The organism is Streptomyces sp. NPDC058470 (assembly GCF_042721055.1).
Taxonomy (GTDB): domain Bacteria; phylum Actinomycetota; class Actinomycetes; order Streptomycetales; family Streptomycetaceae; genus Streptomyces.
The window spans coordinates 24,640-46,301 of record NZ_JBHXMF010000041.1 but is presented as its reverse complement, the minus strand read 5'-3'; the positions used below and the strand labels follow the sequence as shown (position 1 = coordinate 46,301).

Genomic DNA, 21,662 nt, shown 5'->3' with positions numbered 1-21,662 from the left:
GAAGGCGTACGGCTGAGGGGGTGTTGTGCGGGCCGATCCGGCTCGCACAACACCCCCTCAGTTTTTGCCGGAAGCGGGCCTCAGTCGTGTACCTCGCCGAAGAAGCCCGGGTCGACCGAGTCGAGCTTGAAGGCGGAGCTGCGGTGGAGGTCGAGGATTTCGGCGAGGGGGACCGGGCGGCGGCTGGTGGCCGAGAGGTCGCGGCGCGCGTCGGCGGACCAGAGGAACGGGAAGACGGAGAGGCCCTGGACGCCGGTCAGGGCGCCGGACTCGCCCCGCCAGCCGGGCCAGCGCAGGGTGTCGTAGAACTGGTCCATACCGCCGGTCAGGAGCCAGTCGAGCCAGGCCGCGTGGCCCACCTCGAGGGACTCCCAGCGCAGCGAGTCCGGCGCGAAGTAGATCATCTCGCCGGGCCGGCCGGGGCGGCCCTCGGCTTCGGGGTCGGATCCGTTCAGGACGAAGACGCCGCCCAGGACGTCATGGCCGACGACAAGTCCGCCCTCCGGCCGCCACGCCGGATCGAAACGGGCGGGGAAGTCGTTGATCTCGGCGAGGCCGGGCGGGCCCGCGGGTGTCTCGTCGCCCGGACTGCCGTAGATGCGCAGCCATCCGCTGTCCAGCACCACTCCGCCGCAGTTCAGCGCCAGCGCGCCCAGCCAGGACCGGGCCGTGACCTGTAACTGGAGCAGGGTTCCGCGGCCCTGCGCGGGGTCCACCGGGAGCACTTCCAGTGACACCGAGCTCGTGTTGGCGAGCTTCGCGGAGAGGAGAGGCCACGCGGGCTCCTCGACATCGGTCAGCTCGGTCAGGTCTCGCATGGGTTCCCCGTCGGGTCCGGGCGCCGCAGCACCGCGCTCAGTAGGCCGCCGTGCGCTCCCGGCGCACCGAGTAGGTCACGAACCCGGCGCCAAGGCCGAGGCAGAGGGTGCCGCCGATGACGTACGGCGTCGTGTCGAAGCTTCCGGTGTCGGCCAGCCGGGTCGGTTCGCCGCCCAACTGGGACTCCGGCTCCGACCCCGTGGAGGTCCCGTCCACGGTGGTCGTGGTGGTCGGACCGGCCGACGGACTGGCCGGTGCACCGGTTGACGTCGAGACGGGCTCGTCCTGGGTCGCGTTGGCGGACGGGACGAACCACAGGGCCCCCAGGAGGGTCCCCGCGGCAGTGGCGGTCAGCAACGATCGACGTGCGGCGGACACGAAATATCGATCCCCTTGTGGCGCTGGCGAATTGGCCGTGTGGACCGATGCTAATGAAAGGCGCGGGTCGTGGGAAAGTCGCGGAACCTGTGGGTCGTACGCTCCGTCCCATGAGTACTCCTGAGACAGCACAGTTTGTCCGGCTTCGTGTCGAACTGGTGCTTGAAGTCGATGACGCCGACGCCGTCGCCAAGGCCGCGCTGCGGCGGATCGCCGAGGACACGGCCATGCCGGCCGACGAGCGGGCGCACGCCGAGAACGCAGTGACGGAAGACACTGCCGAGGCCCTCGCCTATCTCATCGACCCGTTCGACCTGGTCAGCGAGGTGCCCGGGATCGAACTCGCCCAGGCTTCCTGGAGCAGCGAGCCGATTGACTACGATCCCGATTCGCCGGATTGGGACCTCGACGAGGATGATGACGCCGAGGACGACGAGGAAGTCGGCGTCGGCTGAAGCTTCTTGGGGAAATCGTGACCCCGGGCGGCAACCGCCGTCCGGGGTTTTCTCGTCTCAGGAGACCGCGGGAGTCGCACGGGTCACCTCCGTGCCACCCGCCTCGGACGTGGTGTGCCCCACACATCCACCGGATGTGGAACGGGATGAACCGGCCGTAGCGTTGAAAGTTCTTACGGGGCTCTCACGGTTTTTTGGGTATTCGGCAACGATGGAGAAGCGTGTGATGACGGTTGGTATGCGGCGCAGGGGCCTGACGGTCGCCTCCGCACTGCTCGGCGGGGTACTGGCGCTCTCTGCGTGCAGCGGGAGTGACGACAGCGCGGGCGGTGACGGCGGCCAGAGCAACAGTGCGCAGGCCAGCGCCGACGCGGCAGCCGCCAAGAAGACCTCCGAGGCCTCGATCACGATCACGCCCAAGGACGGCTCCGACAATGCCTCCATCAACAACGCGGCCAAGGTCACCGTGAGCAAGGGCACGCTCACGGAGGTCACCATGGAGACCGCGGACGGCACCGCCGTCGCCGGGGAGATATCCGCGGACAAGGCGAGCTGGGCGCCCACCGGTCAGCTGGAGCGCTCCACCACGTACAAGGTCACGGCCGCGGCCACGGACTCCGAGGGCCGCGTCGCCCACGAGAATGGATCGTTCACCACGGTCTCCCCGGCCAACAGCTTCATCGGCAACTTCACGCCGGAGGACGGCTCCACCGTCGGTGTCGGCATGCCGGTCTCGATCAACTTCGACAAGGCGATCACGAACAAGCCCGAGGTGCAGAAGGGGATCACCGTCTCCTCCAGCAGCGGCCAGGAGGTCGTCGGGCACTGGTTCGGCGCCAACCGCCTGGACTTCCGCCCCGACGACTACTGGACCGGCGGCTCCACCGTCACCCTCAAGCTGAACCTCGACGGGGTCGAGGGCGCGAGCGGTGTGTTCGGCGTGCAGCAGAAGACGGTCACCTTCAAGATCGGCCGTAACCAGGTCTCGATCGTCGACGCCAAGACGAAGACCATGAAGGTCACGCAGGACGGCAAGACGATCAAGACCATCCCGATCTCCGCCGGTTCGCCCGAGAACACGACGTACGAGGGTCAGATGGTGATCTCCGAGAAGTTCAAGGAGACCCGGATGGACGGCGCGACGGTCGGCTTCACGGACGACGACGGCAAGGGCGAGTACGACATCAAGGACGTACCGCACGCGATGCGTCTGTCGAGCTCCGGCACCTTCATCCACGGCAACTACTGGGGCGCCAAGTCCGTCTTCGGCAGCGTCAACACCAGCCACGGCTGTGTGGGCCTGTCGGACACCAAGGGCGCGAACGACCCGAACACGACTGCCGCCTGGTTCTACAACCACTCGATCATCGGTGACGTGGTGGTCGTCCAGAACACCGGCGACAAGACCGTCGCCCCGGACAACGGCCTCAACGGCTGGAACCTGGACTGGGCGGCATGGAAGGCCGGTTCGGCCGTCTAGTACCCATTGCCCCCGCTTCGTCCGAAGGCCCGTACCCGGCAGGGTGCGGGCCTTCGTGCTGGGCTCTCGCACAGGCTTGCTCGGTGGCGCACAGGTGAAATCGTGCTCCGCCACAGCCTTCTCATCATTCTCTTATCTCGGCCTTATGCCTTCATCACGAGCCGTACCTAGCTTTCGGCCATGTTCTTCACCTACCTGAGGCGCGAACTGCGCCGCCGCAGAAAGGCGGCCCTCGTCGTCGCCTCCGGGCTCGCCCTGGGCATCGCCCTGGTCATCGTGGTCAGCTCCGTGTCCTCGGGCATGGAGAAGGCCCAGGGCAAGGTCCTCCAGTCGCTGTACGGACTGGGCACGGACATGACGGTCACCAAGGCCGCCGCGGCTCAGACGGACACCAGCCAGCGCCCGCGCTTCAACTTCGACGCGAACGACGGCGGCTCCGAGCAGAGCAGCGACCGCGTGATGGTCCAGGGCTTCCAGACCCTGGCCTCCAGCACCGTCACCAAGGTCGACTCCCAGGCGGGCGTCGCGGACTCCGTCGGAGGGCTGAGCCTCCAGGTCATCAAGGTCAACGGCCAGTTCCAGCAGGGCCAGTTCCAGCAGGACGAGGGCGCGTCGGCCGCCCCGGGCGGCCGTGGGGGCGGCACCGGTGCGCCGCAGGGCCGTGTCGAGGGCGGTGGCGCCGAGTTCGACGTCAACCAGTACACCGTCTACGGCACCGACGTCACCAAGCCGGAGCTCGGCCCGCTGACCTCCTCGAAGATCACCAGCGGCCGTACGTTCACGACGTCCGAGACGGATGCCAAGGTCGTCGTCGTCGACGCGGCGTACGCCAAGGAGAAGAAGCTCGCCCTCAACGGCACGGTCACCATCAAGAGCGTCAAGTACAAGGTCATCGGCATTGCGACGCCCGACAGCGGTGACGCGGCGGCCAACCTGTACATCCCGCTCAAGCAGGCGCAGACGCTCAGCGACTCCAAGGACAAGGTCACCACGATCTACGTCAAGGCGTCCGACTCGCAGCAGATCGACAGCGTCAAGAGCACCATCCAGAAGAACATCTCGGGTACGACGGTCACCACCTCCGCCGACCTCGCGAGCACCGTGTCCGGTTCCCTGTCTACCGCCTCCGACCTCGCCTCGAACGTGGGCAAGTGGCTGTCCATCGCGGTACTCATCGCCGCGTTCCTGGTCGCCGGTCTGCTCACCTCCTCGGCCGTCTCCCGGCGTGTGCGCGAGTTCGGCACCCTGAAGGCGCTCGGCTGGAAGTCGGGCAGGGTGACCCGCCAGGTGGTCGGTGAGGCCATCGTCAACGGTCTGGTCGGTGGCGCTCTCGGTATCGCACTCGGCCTCGCGGGCGCGTTCGTCGTGACCGAGATCAGCCCCACCCTCCAGGCGGAGGTGGGGAGTTCGGGCGGTGCGGCGGCCGGTCCCGGCGGCGGTGGCTCCTTCGCCGGCGGTGGTGGCGGTGGCGGTGGTGGCGGCTTCGGCGCCGCCCGGCAGACCGCTTCCAAGGCCCTCGACGTCGCGCTCACCGCGCCCGTCAGCGTCAACACCATCGTCGTCGCGGTCGTCCTCGCCGTCGCCGGCGGCCTGATCGCCGGCGCCTTCGGTGGCTGGCGTGCCTCCCGACTGCGTCCCGCGGACGCGCTGCGCCGCGTCGAGTAGTCCGGCCCCCGCACGGCTCACGCTCTCGCGGCCAACCCCCTTACGCACAACCAGGAGTTGTTCCATGTACGAACTCAGAGGCGTCATCAAGCGCTATTCGCGGGGCAAGGACACGATCAACGCCCTCGCCGGTGTCGACCTGACCATCGCGGACGGCGACCGGCTGGTCATCCAGGGCCCCACCGGAGGCGGAAAGTCCACCCTTCTCCAGATGCTCGGCGGGCTCGACCGGCCCACCGAGGGCAGCGTCGAGCTCGACGGCATTGACATGGCGAAGCTGTCCGAGGCGAAGCTCACCAAGGTGCGTGCCGAGAACATCGGTTTCGTCTTCCAGAGCTTCAATCTGATTCCCACGCTCACCGCGCAGGAGAACGTGGAGACCGCTCTCGTACCCCTCGGGGTGAAGGCGAAGGAGCGGCGGCAGCGGGCCGCCGACGCACTGGCGTCGGTGGGCCTGGATGAGCGGCTCGGGCATCTGCCCGCCGAACTGTCCGGCGGTCAGCAGCAGCGCGTCGCGATCGCCCGCGCGTTGGTCAAGCAGCCGAAGGTACTGCTCGCCGACGAACCGACCGGCAACCTCGACGAGTCGATGCGCGACGAGATCATGGACGTACTGGAAACCATGTGGAAGGAGCACGGGCTCACTTTCATCATGGTCACGCACGACTCCTCGATTGCGAAAAAGGCCCCGCGAGTTGCGACGATCCGCAAGGGCAAGCTCACCGTCAAGGAGAACGCGGGAGCGTAGCGGAGCACAGAAGAGGGGCTCGGGACTGCGGCGGAAGATGTCGGTCAACTTCTCACCTGTGTCCCGCTATTGAGGAGCCGATCACCCCCCGGGCATACTTACGTATACCGGGGGGTGCACGTATGCGCGTGCGGAACTTCCTCCGGCCGGATGAATGGGGATTCGTCCGGATCTCATCTCAGGGGGAGTTTTGCGCAGACAAGTGAAAAGAGCGTGCCTTGCGACGGTCGCCACGGCGGCCGCGGTGGCCCTGGCGGCGGGAATGACCACCCCGGCGTCGGCGGAGTACGCGAGTGACACCACTGCCACGGGGCAGGCCAAGCAGGCCGCGCTCACGGCCAAGCACTACATCACGCTGATCACCGGTGACCGGGTGGCCGTCGACACCTCGGGCCGTGTCGTCGGCGTCGAGCGTGCCAAGGGCCGCGAGAACATGCCCGTCCGGACCCGCGAGGCCGACGGCCACACCTTCGTGGTGCCGGCCGACGCGCAGCGTCTGATAGCCACCGGCAAGATCGATCAGCGGCTCTTCGACGTCACCGAGCTGAACACGGCGGCATCCCTCAAGTCCCAGAAGCAGGGACTGAAGGTGATCGTCGGCTACAGGGGCACGGCGACGGCGGCCAAGGGCGACGTCCGTGACGCGGGCACCGTCCGCAGGACCCTCAAGTCCCTGAACGCGGACGCCGTGGTGACGCCCAAGCAGGACGCCACCGAGCTGTGGGACGCGGTCACCGACGACGGCGCCACCGCTTCCGGCGTCGCGAACGTCTGGCTGGACGGCGTGCGCGAGGTCAGCCTCGACAAGTCCGTACCGCAGATCGGCGCTCCCACGGCGTGGGCCGCCGGTTACGACGGCACGGGCGTCAAGATCGCCGTCCTGGACACCGGAGTCGACGCGACCCACCCGGACCTCGCGGGCCAGGTGACCGAGTCCAAGAACTTCTCCACCTCGCCCGACGCGACCGACAAGTACGGCCACGGCACCCATGTCGCGTCCATCGCGGCCGGCACGGGCGCCAAGTCGAACGGCACGTACAAGGGTGTCGCGCCCGGCGCGAAGATCCTCAACGGCAAGGTCCTCAGCGACGAGGGCCACGGCGACGACTCCGGCGTCCTCGCCGGCATGGAGTGGGCGGCCGAGCAGGGCGCTGACATCATCAACCTCAGCCTGGGCGGCTTCGACACCCCCGAGATCGACCCGCTTGAGGCCGAGGTCAACAAGCTGTCCGAGGAGAAGGGCATCCTCTTCGCGATCGCCGCGGGCAATGATGGCCCAGGTGAGCAGACCGTCGGCTCCCCAGGCAGCGCGGCCGACGCGCTGACCGTCGGCGCCGTGGACGGCAGCGACACGCTGGCGTCCTTCTCCAGCCGCGGCCCCGGCCTGGACGGCGCGATCAAGCCGGACGTCACGGCGCCCGGCGTGGACATCACCGCGGCCTCGGCCGCGGGCAGTGTCATCGCCAAGGAGGTCGGCGAGAATCCGGCCGGCTACCTGACCATCTCCGGTACGTCGATGGCGACCCCGCATGTCGCGGGCGCGGCGGCGATCCTCAAGCAGCAGCACCCGGACTGGACGTTCGCCGAGCTCAAGGGCGCGCTGACCGGCTCCGCGAAGGGCGGCGCGTACACGCCGTTCCAGCAGGGTTCGGGCCGGATCCAGGTCGACAAGGCCATCCAGCAGACCGTGATCGCCGAGACCTCGTCGGTGACCTTCGGCGTCCAGCAGTGGCCGCACACCGATGACACCCCGGTGACCAAGCAGGTCACCTACCGCAACTTCGGCACGGCCGACGTCACCCTGAACCTCGCGGCGACGGCGACCAACCCCAGTGGCCAGGCGGCTCCGGCGGGCTTCTTCACGCTCGGCGCGAAGACGGTCACCGTCCCGGCGGGCGGCACGGCCTCCGTCGACCTGACGGTCAACACGAAGCTGGGCGGCACCACGGACGGCGCCTACTCCTCGTACGTGACGGCGACCGGCGGCGGCCAGACCGTACGCACGGCGGCGGCGGTGCAGCGCGAGGTGGAGTCCTACGACGTCACCGTGAACTACATCTCTCGTGCCGGTGAGCAGCCCATCCACCTCACCGACCTGTGGGCCTACTCGGGTGTGGCCAACGGGCGGGACTTCTACGGGCAGGGCACCGGCGCCACCGACACCATCCGGGTGCCCAAGGGCACGTACATCCTGGACACCATCCTGGTGAAGGACCTCGGCACGATCGAGGGCGGCGTGGACTGGCTGGTCCAGCCCAAGCTGGACGTCACCAAGAACACCACGGTGACGATCGACCAGCGCACCGCCAAGAGCGCCGACATCACGGTGCCGGACGCGGCGGCGACGCAGCTCTCCGCAGGCGTTTCCTACTCGTACGACCCTGCCGCCGTCGCTGTCGGCTTCGGCGTGGGCTCCTTCAAGGACCTGCGGATCGCGCACGTCGGCCCGGCGATCTCCTCCGGTCTCGCCCAGAGGTGGTCCGGCACCTGGCTCAAGGGCGCCGCCACCGAGTACGACGTGGTGACCGGCGGCCAGGTCACCAAGCTCCAGGGCACCAAGACCAAGCACTACAAGGCGAGCGAACTCGCCAAGGTGAAGGCGAACCTGGGGGCCTCGGTCTCCGGCAAGACGGGTGCGGTCGCCGCCTACGGCCAGTTGGCCGAGGACATGGCCTTCGGCGTCGAGGTCGGGCAGAAGCTGCCGGGCACGCGGACGCTCTACGTGACCACCGGGGACAAGGTCAAGTGGGGTGTCGACTTCACGCAGTACGGGCCCATAGGCGCGGACGGCTTCCCGAGCGTCGAGGCCTACTACACGCTGGGCGCCCCGCTGACCTTCGCGGCGGGCAAGACGTACTCGAAGACCTTCAACACCGCGGTCTTCGGTCCGAAGCTCAACAGTGAGTACGGCGCCTACCGCAGCGGCGACTACCTGTACGGCTATCTGCCGGTGTTCGCCGACGGTGCCGGGCACGCCGGTGCATCGCTCTACACCTCGGTCAAGACGACCCTGTACCGCAACGGCACCAAGATCGCCGCGAACGCCGATCCGCTGGACGGCAGTGGCCAGTTCAAGGTGCCGGCGGCGGACTCGCTGTACCAGCTGTCCACCTCCATCACGCGTTCCTCGAAGGTGGCCGCGGCCGCCACGAAGATCAACGCGAGCTGGACGTTCCGCTCGAAGAAGGTCGCCGACGCGAAGCTGCCGCTCTCGACGGCCCGCTTCGGCGCATCCGTCGGCCTGGACGGTCGTGTCACGGCCGGCAAGAAGGTGACCATCCCGGTCATCGTCCAGGGCGCGGCCGCCGGCAGCAACCTCAAGTCCCTCTCCGTGTCCGTCAGTTACGACGGCGGCAAGAAGTGGACCAAGGTCACCGTCAAGAGTGGCAAGGTCACCTTCAAGAACCCGGCGAAGGGCAAGGGCATCTCGCTCCACGCGACGATCACCGACAAGAAGGGCAACAAGTCGGCCGTCTCGATCTACAACGCGTACTACGGCCAGTAACCTTCCGTGCGCGAACGGCCTGCCCAGGACCTCGGTTCTGGGCAGGCCGTTGTCTTTTGCCCGGCCGCATGCTTCTGGTCGGCGGGCTGTGGCGAACGTGGTGCGTGGGAAACTGGATCTCTGCATGGGCAGTTGGCTTTCCTGCCCGTCGCTGAGGGGAGAAGCAGTGTCGGGGACTTCCGCTTCGTGGCTTTCTGTCAGGAAATGTGAGCGCGCCTGGGCAGAGGCGGTGGGGTTTTTACACCAGGGCCGGACGGAAGCCGCGGCGCATCGCTTCAAGGCGGCCTTGGAGCATGACCCGTCCGCCGCCGACGCCTGGCTGGGGCTGCATGCGACGGGGTACCGTCCGGCCGAGGCCGTCGACTGGATGGCCCGAAATGGGGGAACCTTCGGAGCGTTACGGAAGAAGCTGACCACACCGCTCAAGTCCCGCTTTGCCCTTGGCGTTTACGTCACGTTCCGGCTGGAGACGCAGCGCGACCTCTGGCTGGCCGTGATGGCTCGGCTCCTGGCCGACGACCGGCTGGGCGAGGCATGGCAGTCCCTTGAGCCTGCTTACCTGGACTGTGACGAGACGCGATTCATCTGCACCAGGTATGCCTTCCTCAAACGTGACTGGCCACTCGTCCTGACCTTCGCGAGGGACATCGGGGATGCCTTTATGCGGGACGAGTCCCAGCTCTATGTGGCCAGGGCCCTTGTGGAACAGGGCGTCCACCATGAGGCGTTGAATGTCCTGGCTCCGCTTCCTCAGCGCCTGGGCGCGGGCAGCAAGTTCGACGGGGAGGTCGCCTATGCGCGCGGTCTCGCCATGGAAGGGCTACGGCAGGACGATGAGGCGCTGCGGCAGTTCCAGTACGCGTTCCGTTGCTTTCCCGGCCTGGCCGACGTCGCCGAACGTGCGCGGGCCTCCGCCCCTGGAACTGTCCCCGTGCCCACGCGGTCGGCTCCGCCGGCGCCTGGGGTGCGGCCCGAGTCCGCCCCTGCCGTGGACGGTTCGGCTGACTCGGCGACGAAGGAAGCGGCCTTGGCCGAGGCTCTGTCGCTCCTGGACGACATGGTCGGCCTCGGCCCCGTCAAGCGCCAACTGCGCACTCTGATAGCCCAATTACGTATGTCCGCGGTCCGCAGGGAACGGGGTCTGCCGTCCACCGCGGCCCCTCAGCACTTCGTGTTCGCCGGTCCTCCCGGCACAGGGAAGACGACAGTTGCCCGCATTGTCGGGAAGATCTTCGCGGGACTTGGCCTGCTGGAGAAGGGCCAGGTCATCGAGGCTCAGCGCGTCGACCTGGTCGGTCAGCACCTTGGTGAGACCGCCATCAAGACGAGCAACTTGATCGACTCCGCACTTGACGGCGTGCTGTTCATCGACGAGGCCTACGCGCTGTCCAACAGCGGTTACCACGGCGGCGACGCCTTCGGGGACGAGGCGCTGCAAGTCCTGCTCAAGCGGGCCGAGGACGACCGCGACAGGCTCGTGGTGGTCCTGGCCGGCTACCCGCACGAGATCAGTGAACTGCTGGCTGCCAACCCCGGACTGGCGTCCCGCTTCACGACACGGGTGGACTTCCCGTCGTACTCCGCGTCCGAGCTCGAACTCATTGGTCGGCACATTCTGGAGGCGCAGGGCGATGTCCTGGCCGAGGACGCGGCCCTGGCGCTGGAACTCGCCTGCGAGGACGCCGTGCGTGACGAGCTGATCGACCGACTGGGCAACGGCCGATTCGTACGTGAGCTGTGCCGGAAGGCCGCGGCGCTGCGGGACCTGCGCCTGTACGAGGTCCATGGCGGTACCGGGACTCTCTCACTCGAGGACATCACGACCCTGAGTCTCGAGGACGTCACGCTCGCCTACCGCGAACTGCGCGACGGTGTGACAGGCCCCTGACTTGGCGCGGTGTCGTGGTCGCAGGTTCGGGGCGTGCTCGTGCTCCCCTCCAGCTCGCACCAGACGGTCTTGCGGTCCGCCCCTTGTTCCACGCCCCACCCCCGTGCGAGCACGTCGAGGAGGGCGAGGCCTCGGCCGGATTCGTCCGTGGCGGTGGCGTGCAGGAGGACGGGCAGGGCGCGCGGGTCGGGGTCGGTGACCTCGACGCGGGTGTGGCCGTGGTCCGTGCTGATGACTCGGATGGTCACCGGGGTGCCCTCGCCGAGGTGGTCGATGACGTTCGTCACCAACTCGGTTGTGCAGAGCCGGACTTCGTAGCTGTGGTGACGGAGGTGGTGACGCAGTTCGGGTACGGACTTCACGGTGGCGAGCAGGCGTAGTTCGAAGGTCATCGTCACCGCTCGGCCGCCTTTCGGAGCACGGCGGTGAGTGCGCGAGCTGTGGCGGTGTTGCAGTTTCCCAGCGAGACCATGCCCGCGGGTGGCTGGTACGTACCCGCGTAGGACGGAAGGTCCACGCGGAGTGAGGGGAGCGTGATGCCGTGGAGGGTGAGGGCGGCTCGGAGTTCCGCCACGCAGCGGGTCATGTCGTCGGCGGTGGGGCGGTTGTCGGGCGAGGGGGCGGGCGAGTGGTCGGGCATGAGCGGTTCATCTTCCTGTGCGTTCTGTGACGAATCGCTCACACCTTGACGTGTCGCGGCGTACCGTAAAAGGGGTTTCGGGTTCGCTGCGTGAACTGCGGAAGCAGGCCGGGGAGTTGCGGAAGCCATGGAAAGAGCAGTGGCAAGAACAGTGGAAAGTGAACCTGTCGACCGCAGACCCCAAATGGCGGTGAACGATGGCCCAGCGCAAGAACATCGACGGCTCCTCGGGCGTACCCACCTTCTACGGCAAGGAGTTGCGGTGGCAGCGGGAGGCCGCCGGACTCTCCCTTGAACAGACGGTCGAGGGCAGCTTCTTCGGCAAGTCCTACCTCAGTGACATCGAGCACGGGAGACGGCGCATGCCGCTGGACCTGGCTCGGCATGTGGACAAGGTGCTGAAGACGGACGGCTTCTTCGAGCGGTGCTGCGAGGACGTGCGGAAGGCGCACCGGGCGGGGCACGCGTGGTACTTCGAGCAGGTCTTGGAGGCGGAGAAGTTCGCGGAGACCATCGAGGAGTGGTGCCCCAGCGTCTTCCCCGGACTGCTTCAGACCGCCCCGTACGCGCGTGCCCTGGTCCGGGCGGCCCACCCCATGGCCTCCGACGAGGAGGTCGAGGAGAAGGTCAGCGCCCGTATGGCGCGGGCCCGGCTCTTCGAGGACGACCACCACACCCCGGAGTACTGGGCGATCCTGCACGAGTCTCTGCTGCGTGAACCGCTCCTCCCGCCGCTGGAGATGGCCGAACAGCTCGACCGGATCATGGAGTTGGCCGAGCGTTACCGGATCGTTCCGCAGATCGTTCCGCGGACATGCGGGCCGTATCCCCTCATGGCCGGCTCCATCATGGTCATGACCTTCCCCGACGCTCCGCCGCTGGTCTACATGGAGTCGTCGTACAGCGGCGACACCACCGACGAACCGGCGCTCGTGAAGCAGTACCGCAAGGCATACGATCGGCTCAGGGCCGTCGCGCTGTCACCGGAGGCGTCCCTGGCCATGATCAGGGCAGCGGCAGAGGAATACCGAAATGGCAAGCAACCGGATCGACTTGAGTGACGCGCTGTGGCGCAAGAGCAGCTACAGCAACGGTGACGGTGGGAACTGCGTAGAGGTGGCCGGTGACTTCGCCGGCGCCGCCCTCTGGCGCAAGTCCAGCTACAGCAACGGTGACGGCGGGGAATGCGTAGAAGTCGCCGACGGCCTCCCGGGCCTCGTTCCCGTCCGCGACTCCAAGGCCCCCGAGGGTCCCGCTCTCATCCTCCCCGCGTCCGCGTGGGCGCCCTTCGTCGGGGCCCTCAAAGCCAGCAGCCTGACCGCCTGAACAAGAAGGCAGCGGCGAGGGGGCCGTCCAGAGGAAGGTCCCCTGGGTGATGTGGAGGCGTTCGTGGCGGGAACGATGAGGTAGTTGAAGGATGATCGCCACTGCGTAAAAAGTCGCAGTCCCCACCAGAGCGCGCGAAAGATGTTGAAGGGATCACCGATCACCCACTCGGCCTTCGCTGAGAAACCGCCTGGCGATCAGGCCCGTGTGACGGTGAGCAGCAGTGGCGAATGGACGCCGAGGTGGGCGGCGGAGTCGGCTACGGTCTCGGCCAGCCAGCCGACCGCGTCACAGGACCACTCTGCGAGTTCACCGGACAGTGTCATGCCGTGCAGGGGCGGGCCGTTCCAGAAACTGTCGTCGAACGGCGGCGCCGGGACACTGTCCGGGGGGGCGAGTTGGTTGGCCTCACCCACGAACACGTCCTGGTCCAGGTGGCCGAGGCGGCGGGTGAGCTGCAGAGCGACCGTGGGGATCGACGGGTCGCGGCCGCTGTCGATGCGGATCTTTACCGATGCCCGCGATCGTGGGTCGTACTCGCCGAACCAGTCGGTCGTCTGCATGGATGGCACCATCGCATAGGGCGGGCGAGCCGAGGCGTCGAGCCCCTGAACCGGCAAGAGGACCTGTACCGCGGAAAGGCGCACGGAACCGATCCGCGCTGTCGTGTCCTCTGCGCAGCGCAGGAACGGCTGTACGGGGAGCGGTCGGTCACCCGCCACCGCGCTGGCCTCGACCTGGAACCACGAGATCAGGTTCGGCGCCGGAGCAGCGAGGGGGTGGCTCCATCCGGCGTCGTTCATGGCCCACAGCCCCGGCGCGACGACCGTGCGCCTCTCGGAAGCGTCCCCTTCCGCAGCGCTCGCCCGGTCGTCGAGCCAGCCCATGGCAAGCGATCGCTGGTGGAACAACTGGTAGGCGTCGTGCTCGGACTCGGGATCGTGCCAGGAGTGCGGGACCAACTCGCCGTAGAGGGCGGCGAACATGGTTCCCGCGGTGTGACGAGCCATGGGCGCAATGCCCGGCTGCGCGGCGGCGTCCTGCTCTGACACGTCGTCCTCCTTGGTTCTGCTGCGGCCTCCAAGGCCGGCCCCTCAGAGGGAGCTGGGCCAGTCCCTCAGTACACCCGGCAGTTCACCTCAGCCTGGTTCATCGGCTTCTCGCCGGTGTCGGTCTCGCCGATCACATCGACCTCCACATGGTTGCGCCACGACGTCGGCTGGGTACCGCGGCAGTCGCGACGGGCCGCCGTGCGGTGAGTGCTCCCGCCGCCGGGTTTGAGTGTCTCGGTGGCTGAGTTGGATCATGTAATCGCTGCATCCCGGACCAGATTCGAGTCAGTGACCCGCACCTGACCAGGAATAAGAGGGGAACTTCCGTCCAAAGGGTGAAATCAGCCGCTGCTCAGAGCATTCCGGAGGCTGGTACCGGTCGGGGAGACGGTTGCTCGCAGTGACGCCTCCGGTAATGGTCTACGCCGTGGACTGTCGGGGCTCCTCAACGAGGTGGGAGCTGCTTCGCTGGAAGTACAGCTTCCGGGGCCCTCCGTGTTTGTGTAGAGGCATGACTGTTCAGACCGTCGAGTACGTCCGGTACCGCATCCCCGAGCAGCAGTCGCCGGAGTTCCTGGCCGCCTACACCCGGGCGGCCGTGCATCTCGCGGCGGCGCCCGAGTGCGTCGACTACGAACTGGCGCGCTGCGAGGACGACTTCGAGCACTTCGTCCTGCGCATCACGTGGACGTCGAGCGAGGCCCACGAGGAGGGCTTCCGCAAGTCGGAACTCTTCGCCGACTTCCTCGCCGAGATCCGCCCCTACGTCTCCAGCATCGAGGAGATGCGTCACTACAAGCCGACGACGGTACGGGGGACGGGCGCGGCGGTTCCCACGCTGTACGCCTGGGCGGGCGGCGCCGTAGCGTTCACCCGCCTCACCGAGGTCTTCTACGAGAAGGTCCTCAAGGACGAGGTCCTGGCGCCGGTGTTCGCCGACCTGGCCCCCGAACACGCGGCGCATGTCGCGCTCTGGCTCGGGGAGGTCTTCGGAGGCCCCGCCGCCTACTCCGAGACGCAGGGCGGCCACGGGCACATGGTCGCCAAGCACCTGGGCAAGGGCATCACCGAGGCCCAGCGCCGCCGCTGGGTCTACCTCCTCCAGGACGCCGCCGACGACGCGGGCCTCCCGACCGACGCGGAGTTCCGCTCGGCGTTCGTCGCGTATGCGGAGTGGGGGACGCGGCTGGCCGTCTACTTCTCCGGCCCGGACGCGGTGGCTCCGGGCGAGCAGCCGGTGCCGCGGTGGACTTGGGGAGCCGCGCCCCCGTACCAGCCGTAAAAGCAGCCCGCAGGCCTCAGGGCTGAGGGGCGGCCGTGCCCGAACGGGTGGCGTCCGCCCCCCAGCTGGCCAGCAGCCGCAGCGCCTCCGCCGAGGCCGACCCGGGCTCCGCGTGATACGTGACCAGCACCTGCTCACTGTCACCTGCGAGCTGGAAGGACTCGTACTGGAGGGAGAGGTCCCCCACCAGGGGGTGGCGGAGCCGCTTCACCCCGTGGGCCTTCTCCTTGACATCGTGTGTGGCCCACAGCCGCCGGAAGTCCTCGCTCTTCACGGAGAGCTCACCGACCAGCGCGGACAGCCGAGGATCGTCGGGATGACAGCCCGCGTCCATGCGCAGCAGACAGACGATGTCGATCGCCTTCTGCTCCCACTCCACGAACAGATCCTGGTACTCGGGCCGGAGGAACACCATCCGCGCCCAGTTCCGCTCCTGCGCCGGCAACTCCGCCCAGTCGCCGAACACGGCCGCGGCCATCCGGTTCCACACGAGGACGTCGGAACGCCGCCCGGTGATGTACGCCGGCACCCCGTCCAAGGTGTCGAGCAGCTGCCGCAAGGCGCCCCGCACCTGCTGTGGCCGAGCCCCCTGCTTCTTCTTGTGCTGCTTGGGCTTCGCGAGGTGGGTGAGATGTGCGTGCTCGGCGTCCGTGAGCCGTAGGGCGCGGGCGATCGCGTCGAGCACCTCCGACGACACGTTCCGTCCGTTGCCCTGCTCAAGGCGCGTGTAGTACGCCACCGACACCCCGGCCAGCTGCGCCAGCTCCTCTCGGCGCAGCCCCGGCACGCGCCGGTGCCGGCCGAAGTCCGGCATCCCCACGTCCTCCGGCTTCAGCCGGGCTCGGCGCGTGCGCAGGAACTCGCTGAGCTCGGCACGCTGGTCCAGCGGCTGTCCCGCTTCGCCCGCGGGCCGCTGAGAAGGGTGTGGGTCCATGCCTCCAGTATTCACGGTCCGTTCCCGGTCGTACGCGCAGGAGGCTGACCCCGCCAGTAGTAGGACCAGCGAACGTACGTAAGGCGGTGACCTGGGTGAATGTCGCGCGAGCGGGCACGCTGGACGGCGTACCCGGTCAGAAGGTCAGCAAGGTCAGAAGGCAGCCGGGTACACGACCACTCCTTAGGAGAACCCCGGCATGACCACTGTTGCTGCGTACGCCGTCCCCGCCCCCAAGGCGCCGTTGGAGCGCACCACCATCGAACGCCGCGAGGTCGGCGAGTTCGACGTCCTGATCGACATCAAGTTCGCCGGTATCTGTCACTCGGACATCCACCAGGCCCGCGAGGGCTGGGGCGAGGGCATCTTCCCGATGGTCCCGGGCCACGAGATCGCCGGCATCGTCACCGAGGTCGGCTCCGGCGTCACCAGGTTCCAGGTGGGCGACCGCGCGGGCGTCGGCTGCATGGTCGACTCCTGCCGCGAGTGCGAGAACTGCAAGGCGGGCCTGGAGCAGTACTGCGTCAAGGGCAACATCCAGACGTACAACGCCATCGGTGTGGACGGCACGCCCACCTACGGCGGCTACTCCACGCACATCGTCGTCGACGAGAACTACACCGTCCGCGTCCCCGACGGCATCTCCCTCGACGAGGCCGCACCGCTGCTCTGCGCCGGCATCACCACGTACTCCCCGCTCAAGCACTGGAACGCCGGTCCCGGCAAGAAGGTCGCCGTCCTCGGCCTGGGCGGCCTCGGCCACATGGGCGTCAAGATCGCGCACGCGCTCGGCGCCGAGGTGACCGTCCTCTCGCAGTCGCTCCGCAAGAAGGACGACGGCCTGAAGCTGGGCGCCGACCACTACTACGCGACCAGCGACCCGAAGACCTTCGAGGAGCTGGCCGGCACCTTCGACATCATCCTGTCGACGGTCTCCGCTCCGCTGGACTTCGGCGCGTACCTCTCCCTGCTGAAGACGGACGGCGCCCTCGTGAACGTCGGCGCCCCCGAGGAGCCGATCTCCCTCAACCTCTTCGCCCTGCTCAACGGCCGCAAGACCCTCGCGGGCTCCGGCATCGGCGGCATCCAGGAGACCCAGGAGATGCTCGACTTCTGCGCCGAGCACGGCCTGGGCGCCGAGATCGAGCTGATCACCGCCTCCGAGATCAACGAGGCGTACGAGCGGGTCCTCGCGAGCGACGTCCGCTACCGCTTCGTGATCGACACGGCCACGATCTAGCCAGGTCTACGGTAGGCCGCTGAACCCGGGTCCGGTTCTCCGGGCCCCGGTTCAGCGCCCGCCCGAACGCCCCAGCAGCCACAGCAGATACGGCCCTCCGACCAGGGAGGTGAGCGCCCCCACCGGGATCTCCAGCGGCGGCAGCAGCGTACGGGCCACGAGATCCGCGGCGACCACGATGACCGCTCCCGTCAACCCGGAGGCGACGAGCGGCAGTTGAGGGGTGCGGGTGATGCGGCGGGCCAACTGCGGCCCGGTGAGGGCGACGAAACCGATCGGGCCCGCCGCACCCGTCGCGACCGCGGCCAGCACCACGCCCAGGAAGGTCAGCCCGAGTTGGGCGCGGTGCACGCGCACGCCGAGCGCGGCGGCCGTCTCGGGGTCCAGGCCGAGCGGCCGCAGCGCCCGGTTCGCCCACACCAGCGCGGGCAGCGAGAGGAGCAGGACCCAGCCGAGCGGTCCCGCCTGCTCCCAGCCGCGCCCGTTCAGGCTGCCGGTCAGCCACAGCTTGAGTGCTTCGGCCTCGGAGAGTTCGCTCTCGGTCAGATACAGCTGTACGACGGCCGAGAGCGCCACCCCGATCCCGACTCCCGTCAGCACGAACCGACTTGGCTGCATCCCGTGCCGCCAGGCCAGCACGTACACCAGCGCGGCGGCCACCAGACCGCCGGTGACGGCGACGGCGGGGAGCGCGCCCGGTGAGGCGACGGTGCCGGTGGCGAGCGCCAGGACGGTCGCGGCTGCGGCGCCGTGCCCGACGCCGATCACGTCCGGGCTGGCGAGCGGGTTTCTCGTGACGGTCTGCACGAGCGCTCCGGACAGCCCGAGCGCGGTGCCGACCAGCGCGCCGAGCACGATCCGCGGGACGCGCAGCTCACCGACGATCAGCTCGTACGGGCCGCCCTGACCGCGCAGCACCCGCCAGACCTCACCCGGCGGAATGTACGTCTGCCCGACGCACGCCGACAGCAGCATCACGCCCGCGAGGACCAGGATCAGTGCGCAGACGACGGCCGCCGAGCGCCGGTGCAGGAGGAGGGAGAGGCCGCGGTGGCGGACTGCGGAGAGCCCCGCCGAGCGGGGGTACGTGCTGGTGGTCATGCGCCCACCGACTTCCGGCGTACGAGCACGATCAGTACGGGTACGCCCACGAGCGCGGTCATCACGCCGGCCGGGACCTCCGCGGGGGCGCGGACCACGCGTCCCGCCACATCCGCAGCGAGCAGCAGGGCGGCGCCGAGGAGGGCGGACAGGGGGAGCGTCCAGCGGTGTCCACCGGAGACGAGGCGCCTGGCGAGGTGGGGTACGGCGAGGCCGATGAAGGCGATCGGCCCGGCGGCGGCGACCGCGGCCGCGGTGAGCACGGTCGCGCCGAGCGCCGCACACCCTCGTACCAGCGCGACCCGGTGGCCCAGCGCCCGCGCCGTGTCGTCGCCGAGCGCGAGCGCGTCCAGGCCGCGGGCGCAGGCCAGCACAAGGAGCGCGCCGGCGATCAGGAACGGCAGCATCCGCCCGACGGTCCCCGCGTCCCGTCCGCTGAGCGCGCCCACCTGCCAGAACCGGAACTGGTCGAGGGACGCCGAACTCGACGTCAGGACAACGGTGGTGGCCCCCGCCGTCATCGCGGACAGCGCGGTTCCGGCGAGCGCCAGCTTCACAGGCGAGGCGCCGCCGCGCCCGCGCGAGGCGATGGCGTACACGACACAGGCGGCGGCGACGGCCCCGGCGAAGGCGTACCAGACGTAACCGGAGAAGCCGTTCGCCCAGCCGAGAGCGATCGCGAACACGACGCCTGCCGCCGCGCCCTGGCTCAGTCCGAGGATCCCCGGATCGGCGAGCGGATTGCGGGTGACCGCCTGCAGCGCCGCCCCCGCGAGCCCCAGCGCCGCCCCCGCCGTCAGCCCGATCGCGGTCCGCGGCACCCGCAGCGACCGTACGACCAGCGCGTCCGGTGAACCCCCGCCGTGCACCAGGGCGTCGAGGACCGTGGACAGGGGGACGGGGCGGGTGCCGACGGCGAGGCTGAGCGCGACGGCGGTGACCGTGAGGAGGAGGGCGGCGGTGAGCCAGGCGGTGCGCCTGACGGCCGTACGCCTGCCGACCGTGTGCCCGGCGGCCGTGCGCCCGCCGGCCGTCGTACGACTGGTCGCTTGCCGGTTCACTTGCCGATGGTGTCCGTGAGCTGCTTGATCACGAGCCGCGCGGCGGTCGGACCGGCGTTGAGGTACCAGGGGTCGTCGTCGACCTTCACCGCCCGGCCCGCCTCGACGGCCTTCATCGACTTCCACAGCGGCCCGGCGAGAACGCTGCCCGCGTCGGTCTTGGACGCGTCGCCCTGTACGGAGTAGAAGATCCAGTCGCCGTCCGCGGTGTCGATGCTCTCCGCGCCGATGTCCTGCGAAATCGCCTTGAACTGCTGCGACTTGGGCCGGCCGAGCCCCATGTCGACGGCGATCGACCCGGTGAAGGAGGACACCCCGAACATCCGCGTACGGTCCGGCGTGAACCGCAGCATCGACACGGCCGGGTCGCCGAGGCTCTTACCACTGGTGGCGGCGTCGTCCGCGAGGTCGTCGAGCAGCTTCTGCGCCCGCTCGCCCTTGCCGACCGCGTCGCCTACGAGCAGCAGGTCCCGCTTCCAGTTGATGCCGTTGCCGGCCGTGACGACGGTCGGCGCGATCTTCGACAGCTTCGGGTACAGGTCACCGAGCGAGTCGTTGAGCAGGATCAGGTCGGGCTTGGCGGCGGCCAGCGTCTCCAGGTTCGGTGCCTGGCGGGTGCCCGCGTCGGTCATCTCCGCGAGCTGCTTCTTGTCCGCGGGGAAGGCGTCCGCCAGGTAGTCCGGGACGAGCCCGGCGTTGTCGGCGCGCGTCGTGACCGTCGGGACGATCCCAAGGGACAGCAGGTCGTCCAGCTGTCCGGTGCTGAGCACGGCGATCTTCTCGGGCTCGGTCTTGATCTCCGTCCTGCCCTCGAAGTGCCCGACCGTCCGGGGGAACTCGCCGTCCTTGGCGCTCCCGGCGCCCATACCGGCCTCGACGGCGCTGGGGGCCACGGAGGGTCCCTCGGAGGCGCCGGCCACGAGATTGCGGTCCGAGTCGGAGGAGGCGCTCCCACTCTGGGAGGAGGCCTCATCGCTGGATGAGCATCCGGCCAACAGCCCGCCGACGACGGCAACGGCCAGTACGGCCTTTGATCCCCAGGTGCGCACAGCGACTCCGATCGATGAATTAGGTAAGGCTTACCTTAAGCTCCCTTTCCGGGGCGGTCGGAACCGGGGGCCCCGCTTGTGCGGGGCCCCAGCGCTACTCGCATCGGTGCCGGACTGCCGAGAGCAGGCGCCGCCGGCCCGTCGCGTGCCCGCCCGTCGAGATGACGAGCCGTAGGTACAGGCGCCCGGCCGGCCCCGAAAGGCGGTTCGCCCGAAGCCTCTGGCCGACGGCCAGAGCAACGTCGGAGACCGGCGTCAGGGCGCGTAGTAGGCGGCGTAGAGGGCCGAGCGGCTTTCGACGCTGAAGTCCTCGAAGTCGTCGGCCGCTTCGCATCGGAGCAGTTGTTGCAGCGCCGCTTCGGCTTCGGGCAGGTGCTGACTCGACAGGTACGCCTTGGTCGTGGCCAGGCCGCTGCCGCACAGCAACTGGACGTCGATCGAGCAGTCCGCGTCCATGCTGGCGGACTTCGCCTGCCAGATGAGGAGGATGTCTTCGAGCGTTCCGGCGTTGAACAGCTGTACGCAGCACAACTTCATCAACGCCGTGTCGCCATCTCCCTGAGCGCGCCCCTCCAGCCGGGTTTGTACGGTGAGCAGAGCTCGTACTTCGTCGAGGTTCGCCCCGACGGGGTGCAGGCCGTACTGGCGCAAGCTGTCGTCTTCATCCATGGCCGTGCCTTCCTGTTGGAGAGCAGGACTCGGTCATTCGGCCAGGCCGGCGTGACGACATCCAGAGTCCGACCGTCCGCGGTAGTGGTGTGAAGCCCTCCGCCGAAAAGCCCTGCGATGTGTACGCGGCTTCCGCTGAGAGGCCCGAGGCCGGGGCAGGAGAGATCGGCGACCGCGTCGGGGCGGTTCCTCATTGCCTGCCGGTACGCCGAGAGGAGCTCGGGTTCGAGATCTGCCCGCTCAACCGGAGCTGTCCTCTTCGGCCACTTCGTCACGGCGCCATGATCCATGCCTTGGGGGACTCGTCCAACAGATTTCATGAACGGCGCAGCGTTCAGGCAGGTGCCCTTGTCACCTGTGAACGCCGCTT

20 protein-coding genes are annotated in these 21,662 nt (G+C 68.7%); 10 read left to right on the top strand and 10 right to left on the bottom strand.

The annotated features are described in order from the left end of the window. Nucleotides 1–80: 80 nt before the first annotated feature. Both ACFWP7_RS27705 and ACFWP7_RS27700 read right to left on the bottom strand, forming a co-directional pair. Entirely contained in the window at nucleotides 81–818 is a 738-nt protein-coding gene (locus ACFWP7_RS27705; protein ID WP_384386312.1) for a DUF2625 family protein, read from the bottom strand. Between the two features lie 37 nt (nucleotides 819–855). Continuing rightward, the gene (locus ACFWP7_RS27700) at nucleotides 856–1,197 is read right to left on the bottom strand and encodes a hypothetical protein (protein WP_384386310.1); all 342 of its coding nucleotides are present in this window, start codon (nucleotides 1,195–1,197) and stop codon (nucleotides 856–858) included. 110 nt (nucleotides 1,198–1,307) lie between these two features. On the opposite strand from ACFWP7_RS27700, the gene ACFWP7_RS27695 reads away from it, so the two are divergent. The 6 genes from ACFWP7_RS27695 to ACFWP7_RS27670 all read left to right on the top strand — a co-directional run bounded on the left by ACFWP7_RS27695 (nucleotide 1,308) and on the right by ACFWP7_RS27670 (nucleotide 10,938). Next, nucleotides 1,308–1,652, top strand: coding sequence for a hypothetical protein (locus ACFWP7_RS27695; RefSeq protein WP_384386307.1), 345 nt, complete (start codon nucleotides 1,308–1,310; stop codon nucleotides 1,650–1,652). A 211-nt stretch (nucleotides 1,653–1,863) separates the two neighbouring features. Then, entirely contained in the window at nucleotides 1,864–3,132 is a 1,269-nt protein-coding gene (locus ACFWP7_RS27690; RefSeq protein ID WP_384386304.1) for an Ig-like domain-containing protein, read from the top strand. Between the two features lie 180 nt (nucleotides 3,133–3,312). Then, complete coding sequence (locus ACFWP7_RS27685; RefSeq protein WP_384386301.1) at nucleotides 3,313–4,797, top strand: ABC transporter permease; 1,485 nt, start codon at nucleotides 3,313–3,315, stop codon at nucleotides 4,795–4,797. Between the two features lie 64 nt (nucleotides 4,798–4,861). Then, a complete protein-coding gene (locus tag ACFWP7_RS27680) occupies nucleotides 4,862–5,545 on the top strand; it encodes an ABC transporter ATP-binding protein (protein ID WP_384386299.1) in 684 nt (227 codons plus the stop codon). A gap of 202 nt (nucleotides 5,546–5,747) precedes the next feature. Beyond that, nucleotides 5,748–9,050 (top strand): S8 family serine peptidase, encoded by a 3,303-nt coding sequence (locus ACFWP7_RS27675; RefSeq protein WP_384386296.1) that lies wholly within the window; start codon nucleotides 5,748–5,750, stop codon nucleotides 9,048–9,050. 229 nt (nucleotides 9,051–9,279) lie between these two features. Then, nucleotides 9,280–10,938 carry an AAA family ATPase gene (locus tag ACFWP7_RS27670; RefSeq protein WP_384386294.1) on the top strand — a complete coding sequence of 553 codons (1,659 nt, stop codon included), beginning with the start codon at nucleotides 9,280–9,282 and terminating at the stop codon, nucleotides 10,936–10,938. On the opposite strand, the gene ACFWP7_RS27665 is transcribed toward ACFWP7_RS27670, so the two are convergent. Together ACFWP7_RS27665 and ACFWP7_RS27660 are read right to left on the bottom strand one after the other, a co-directional pair. Further along, the gene (locus ACFWP7_RS27665) at nucleotides 10,902–11,330 is read right to left on the bottom strand and encodes an ATP-binding protein (RefSeq protein WP_384386398.1); all 429 of its coding nucleotides are present in this window, start codon (nucleotides 11,328–11,330) and stop codon (nucleotides 10,902–10,904) included. The two genes, ACFWP7_RS27670 and ACFWP7_RS27665, sit on opposite strands and share 37 nt — an antisense overlap. Before the next feature lie 2 nt (nucleotides 11,331–11,332). Beyond that, a complete protein-coding gene (locus ACFWP7_RS27660; RefSeq protein ID WP_384386291.1) occupies nucleotides 11,333–11,578 on the bottom strand; it encodes a hypothetical protein in 246 nt (81 codons plus the stop codon). Between the two features lie 197 nt (nucleotides 11,579–11,775). On the opposite strand from ACFWP7_RS27660, the gene ACFWP7_RS27655 reads away from it, so the two are divergent. Then, a complete protein-coding gene (locus tag ACFWP7_RS27655) occupies nucleotides 11,776–12,639 on the top strand; it encodes a helix-turn-helix domain-containing protein (RefSeq protein WP_384386289.1) in 864 nt (287 codons plus the stop codon). After that, a complete protein-coding gene (locus ACFWP7_RS27650; RefSeq protein WP_384386286.1) occupies nucleotides 12,611–12,904 on the top strand; it encodes a DUF397 domain-containing protein in 294 nt (97 codons plus the stop codon). The genes ACFWP7_RS27655 and ACFWP7_RS27650 overlap by 29 nt, the downstream gene beginning before the upstream one ends. 197 nt (nucleotides 12,905–13,101) lie before the next feature. Here the strand turns inward: ACFWP7_RS27650 and ACFWP7_RS27645 are convergent, their stop codons facing one another. Further along, on the bottom strand, nucleotides 13,102–13,956 hold the full coding sequence (locus ACFWP7_RS27645; RefSeq protein ID WP_384386283.1) for a hypothetical protein: 855 nt from the start codon (nucleotides 13,954–13,956) through the stop codon (nucleotides 13,102–13,104). Nucleotides 13,957–14,467: 511 nt separating this feature from the next. Between ACFWP7_RS27645 and ACFWP7_RS27640 the strand changes: the two genes are divergently transcribed. Beyond that, nucleotides 14,468–15,238 (top strand): group II truncated hemoglobin, encoded by a 771-nt coding sequence (locus tag ACFWP7_RS27640; RefSeq protein ID WP_384386281.1) that lies wholly within the window; start codon nucleotides 14,468–14,470, stop codon nucleotides 15,236–15,238. Between the two features lie 16 nt (nucleotides 15,239–15,254). Here the strand turns inward: ACFWP7_RS27640 and ACFWP7_RS27635 are convergent, their stop codons facing one another. Then, nucleotides 15,255–16,172, bottom strand: a complete 918-nt coding sequence (locus ACFWP7_RS27635; protein WP_384386278.1) for a helix-turn-helix domain-containing protein — start codon at nucleotides 16,170–16,172, stop codon at nucleotides 15,255–15,257. Nucleotides 16,173–16,371: 199 nt separating this feature from the next. Between ACFWP7_RS27635 and ACFWP7_RS27630 the strand changes: the two genes are divergently transcribed. Next, nucleotides 16,372–17,412, top strand: a complete 1,041-nt coding sequence (locus ACFWP7_RS27630; protein ID WP_384386275.1) for an NAD(P)-dependent alcohol dehydrogenase — start codon at nucleotides 16,372–16,374, stop codon at nucleotides 17,410–17,412. A 51-nt stretch (nucleotides 17,413–17,463) separates the two neighbouring features. On the opposite strand, the gene ACFWP7_RS27625 is transcribed toward ACFWP7_RS27630, so the two are convergent. The 4 genes from ACFWP7_RS27625 to ACFWP7_RS27610 all read right to left on the bottom strand — a co-directional run bounded on the left by ACFWP7_RS27625 (nucleotide 17,464) and on the right by ACFWP7_RS27610 (nucleotide 21,292). Continuing rightward, nucleotides 17,464–18,513, bottom strand: coding sequence for a FecCD family ABC transporter permease (locus ACFWP7_RS27625; RefSeq protein ID WP_384386273.1), 1,050 nt, complete (start codon nucleotides 18,511–18,513; stop codon nucleotides 17,464–17,466). After that, nucleotides 18,510–19,574: a FecCD family ABC transporter permease gene (locus ACFWP7_RS27620; RefSeq protein WP_384386270.1), complete on the bottom strand. Its 1,065-nt coding sequence runs from the start codon at nucleotides 19,572–19,574 to the stop codon at nucleotides 18,510–18,512. The genes ACFWP7_RS27625 and ACFWP7_RS27620 overlap by 4 nt, the downstream gene beginning before the upstream one ends. Next, the gene (locus ACFWP7_RS27615) at nucleotides 19,571–20,623 is read right to left on the bottom strand and encodes an ABC transporter substrate-binding protein (protein WP_384386267.1); all 1,053 of its coding nucleotides are present in this window, start codon (nucleotides 20,621–20,623) and stop codon (nucleotides 19,571–19,573) included. Before ACFWP7_RS27615 ends, ACFWP7_RS27620 begins: the two co-directional genes overlap by 4 nt. Before the next feature lie 255 nt (nucleotides 20,624–20,878). After that, the gene (locus ACFWP7_RS27610; RefSeq protein WP_384386265.1) at nucleotides 20,879–21,292 is read right to left on the bottom strand and encodes a hypothetical protein; all 414 of its coding nucleotides are present in this window, start codon (nucleotides 21,290–21,292) and stop codon (nucleotides 20,879–20,881) included. Nucleotides 21,293–21,662: the final 370 nt, after the last annotated feature.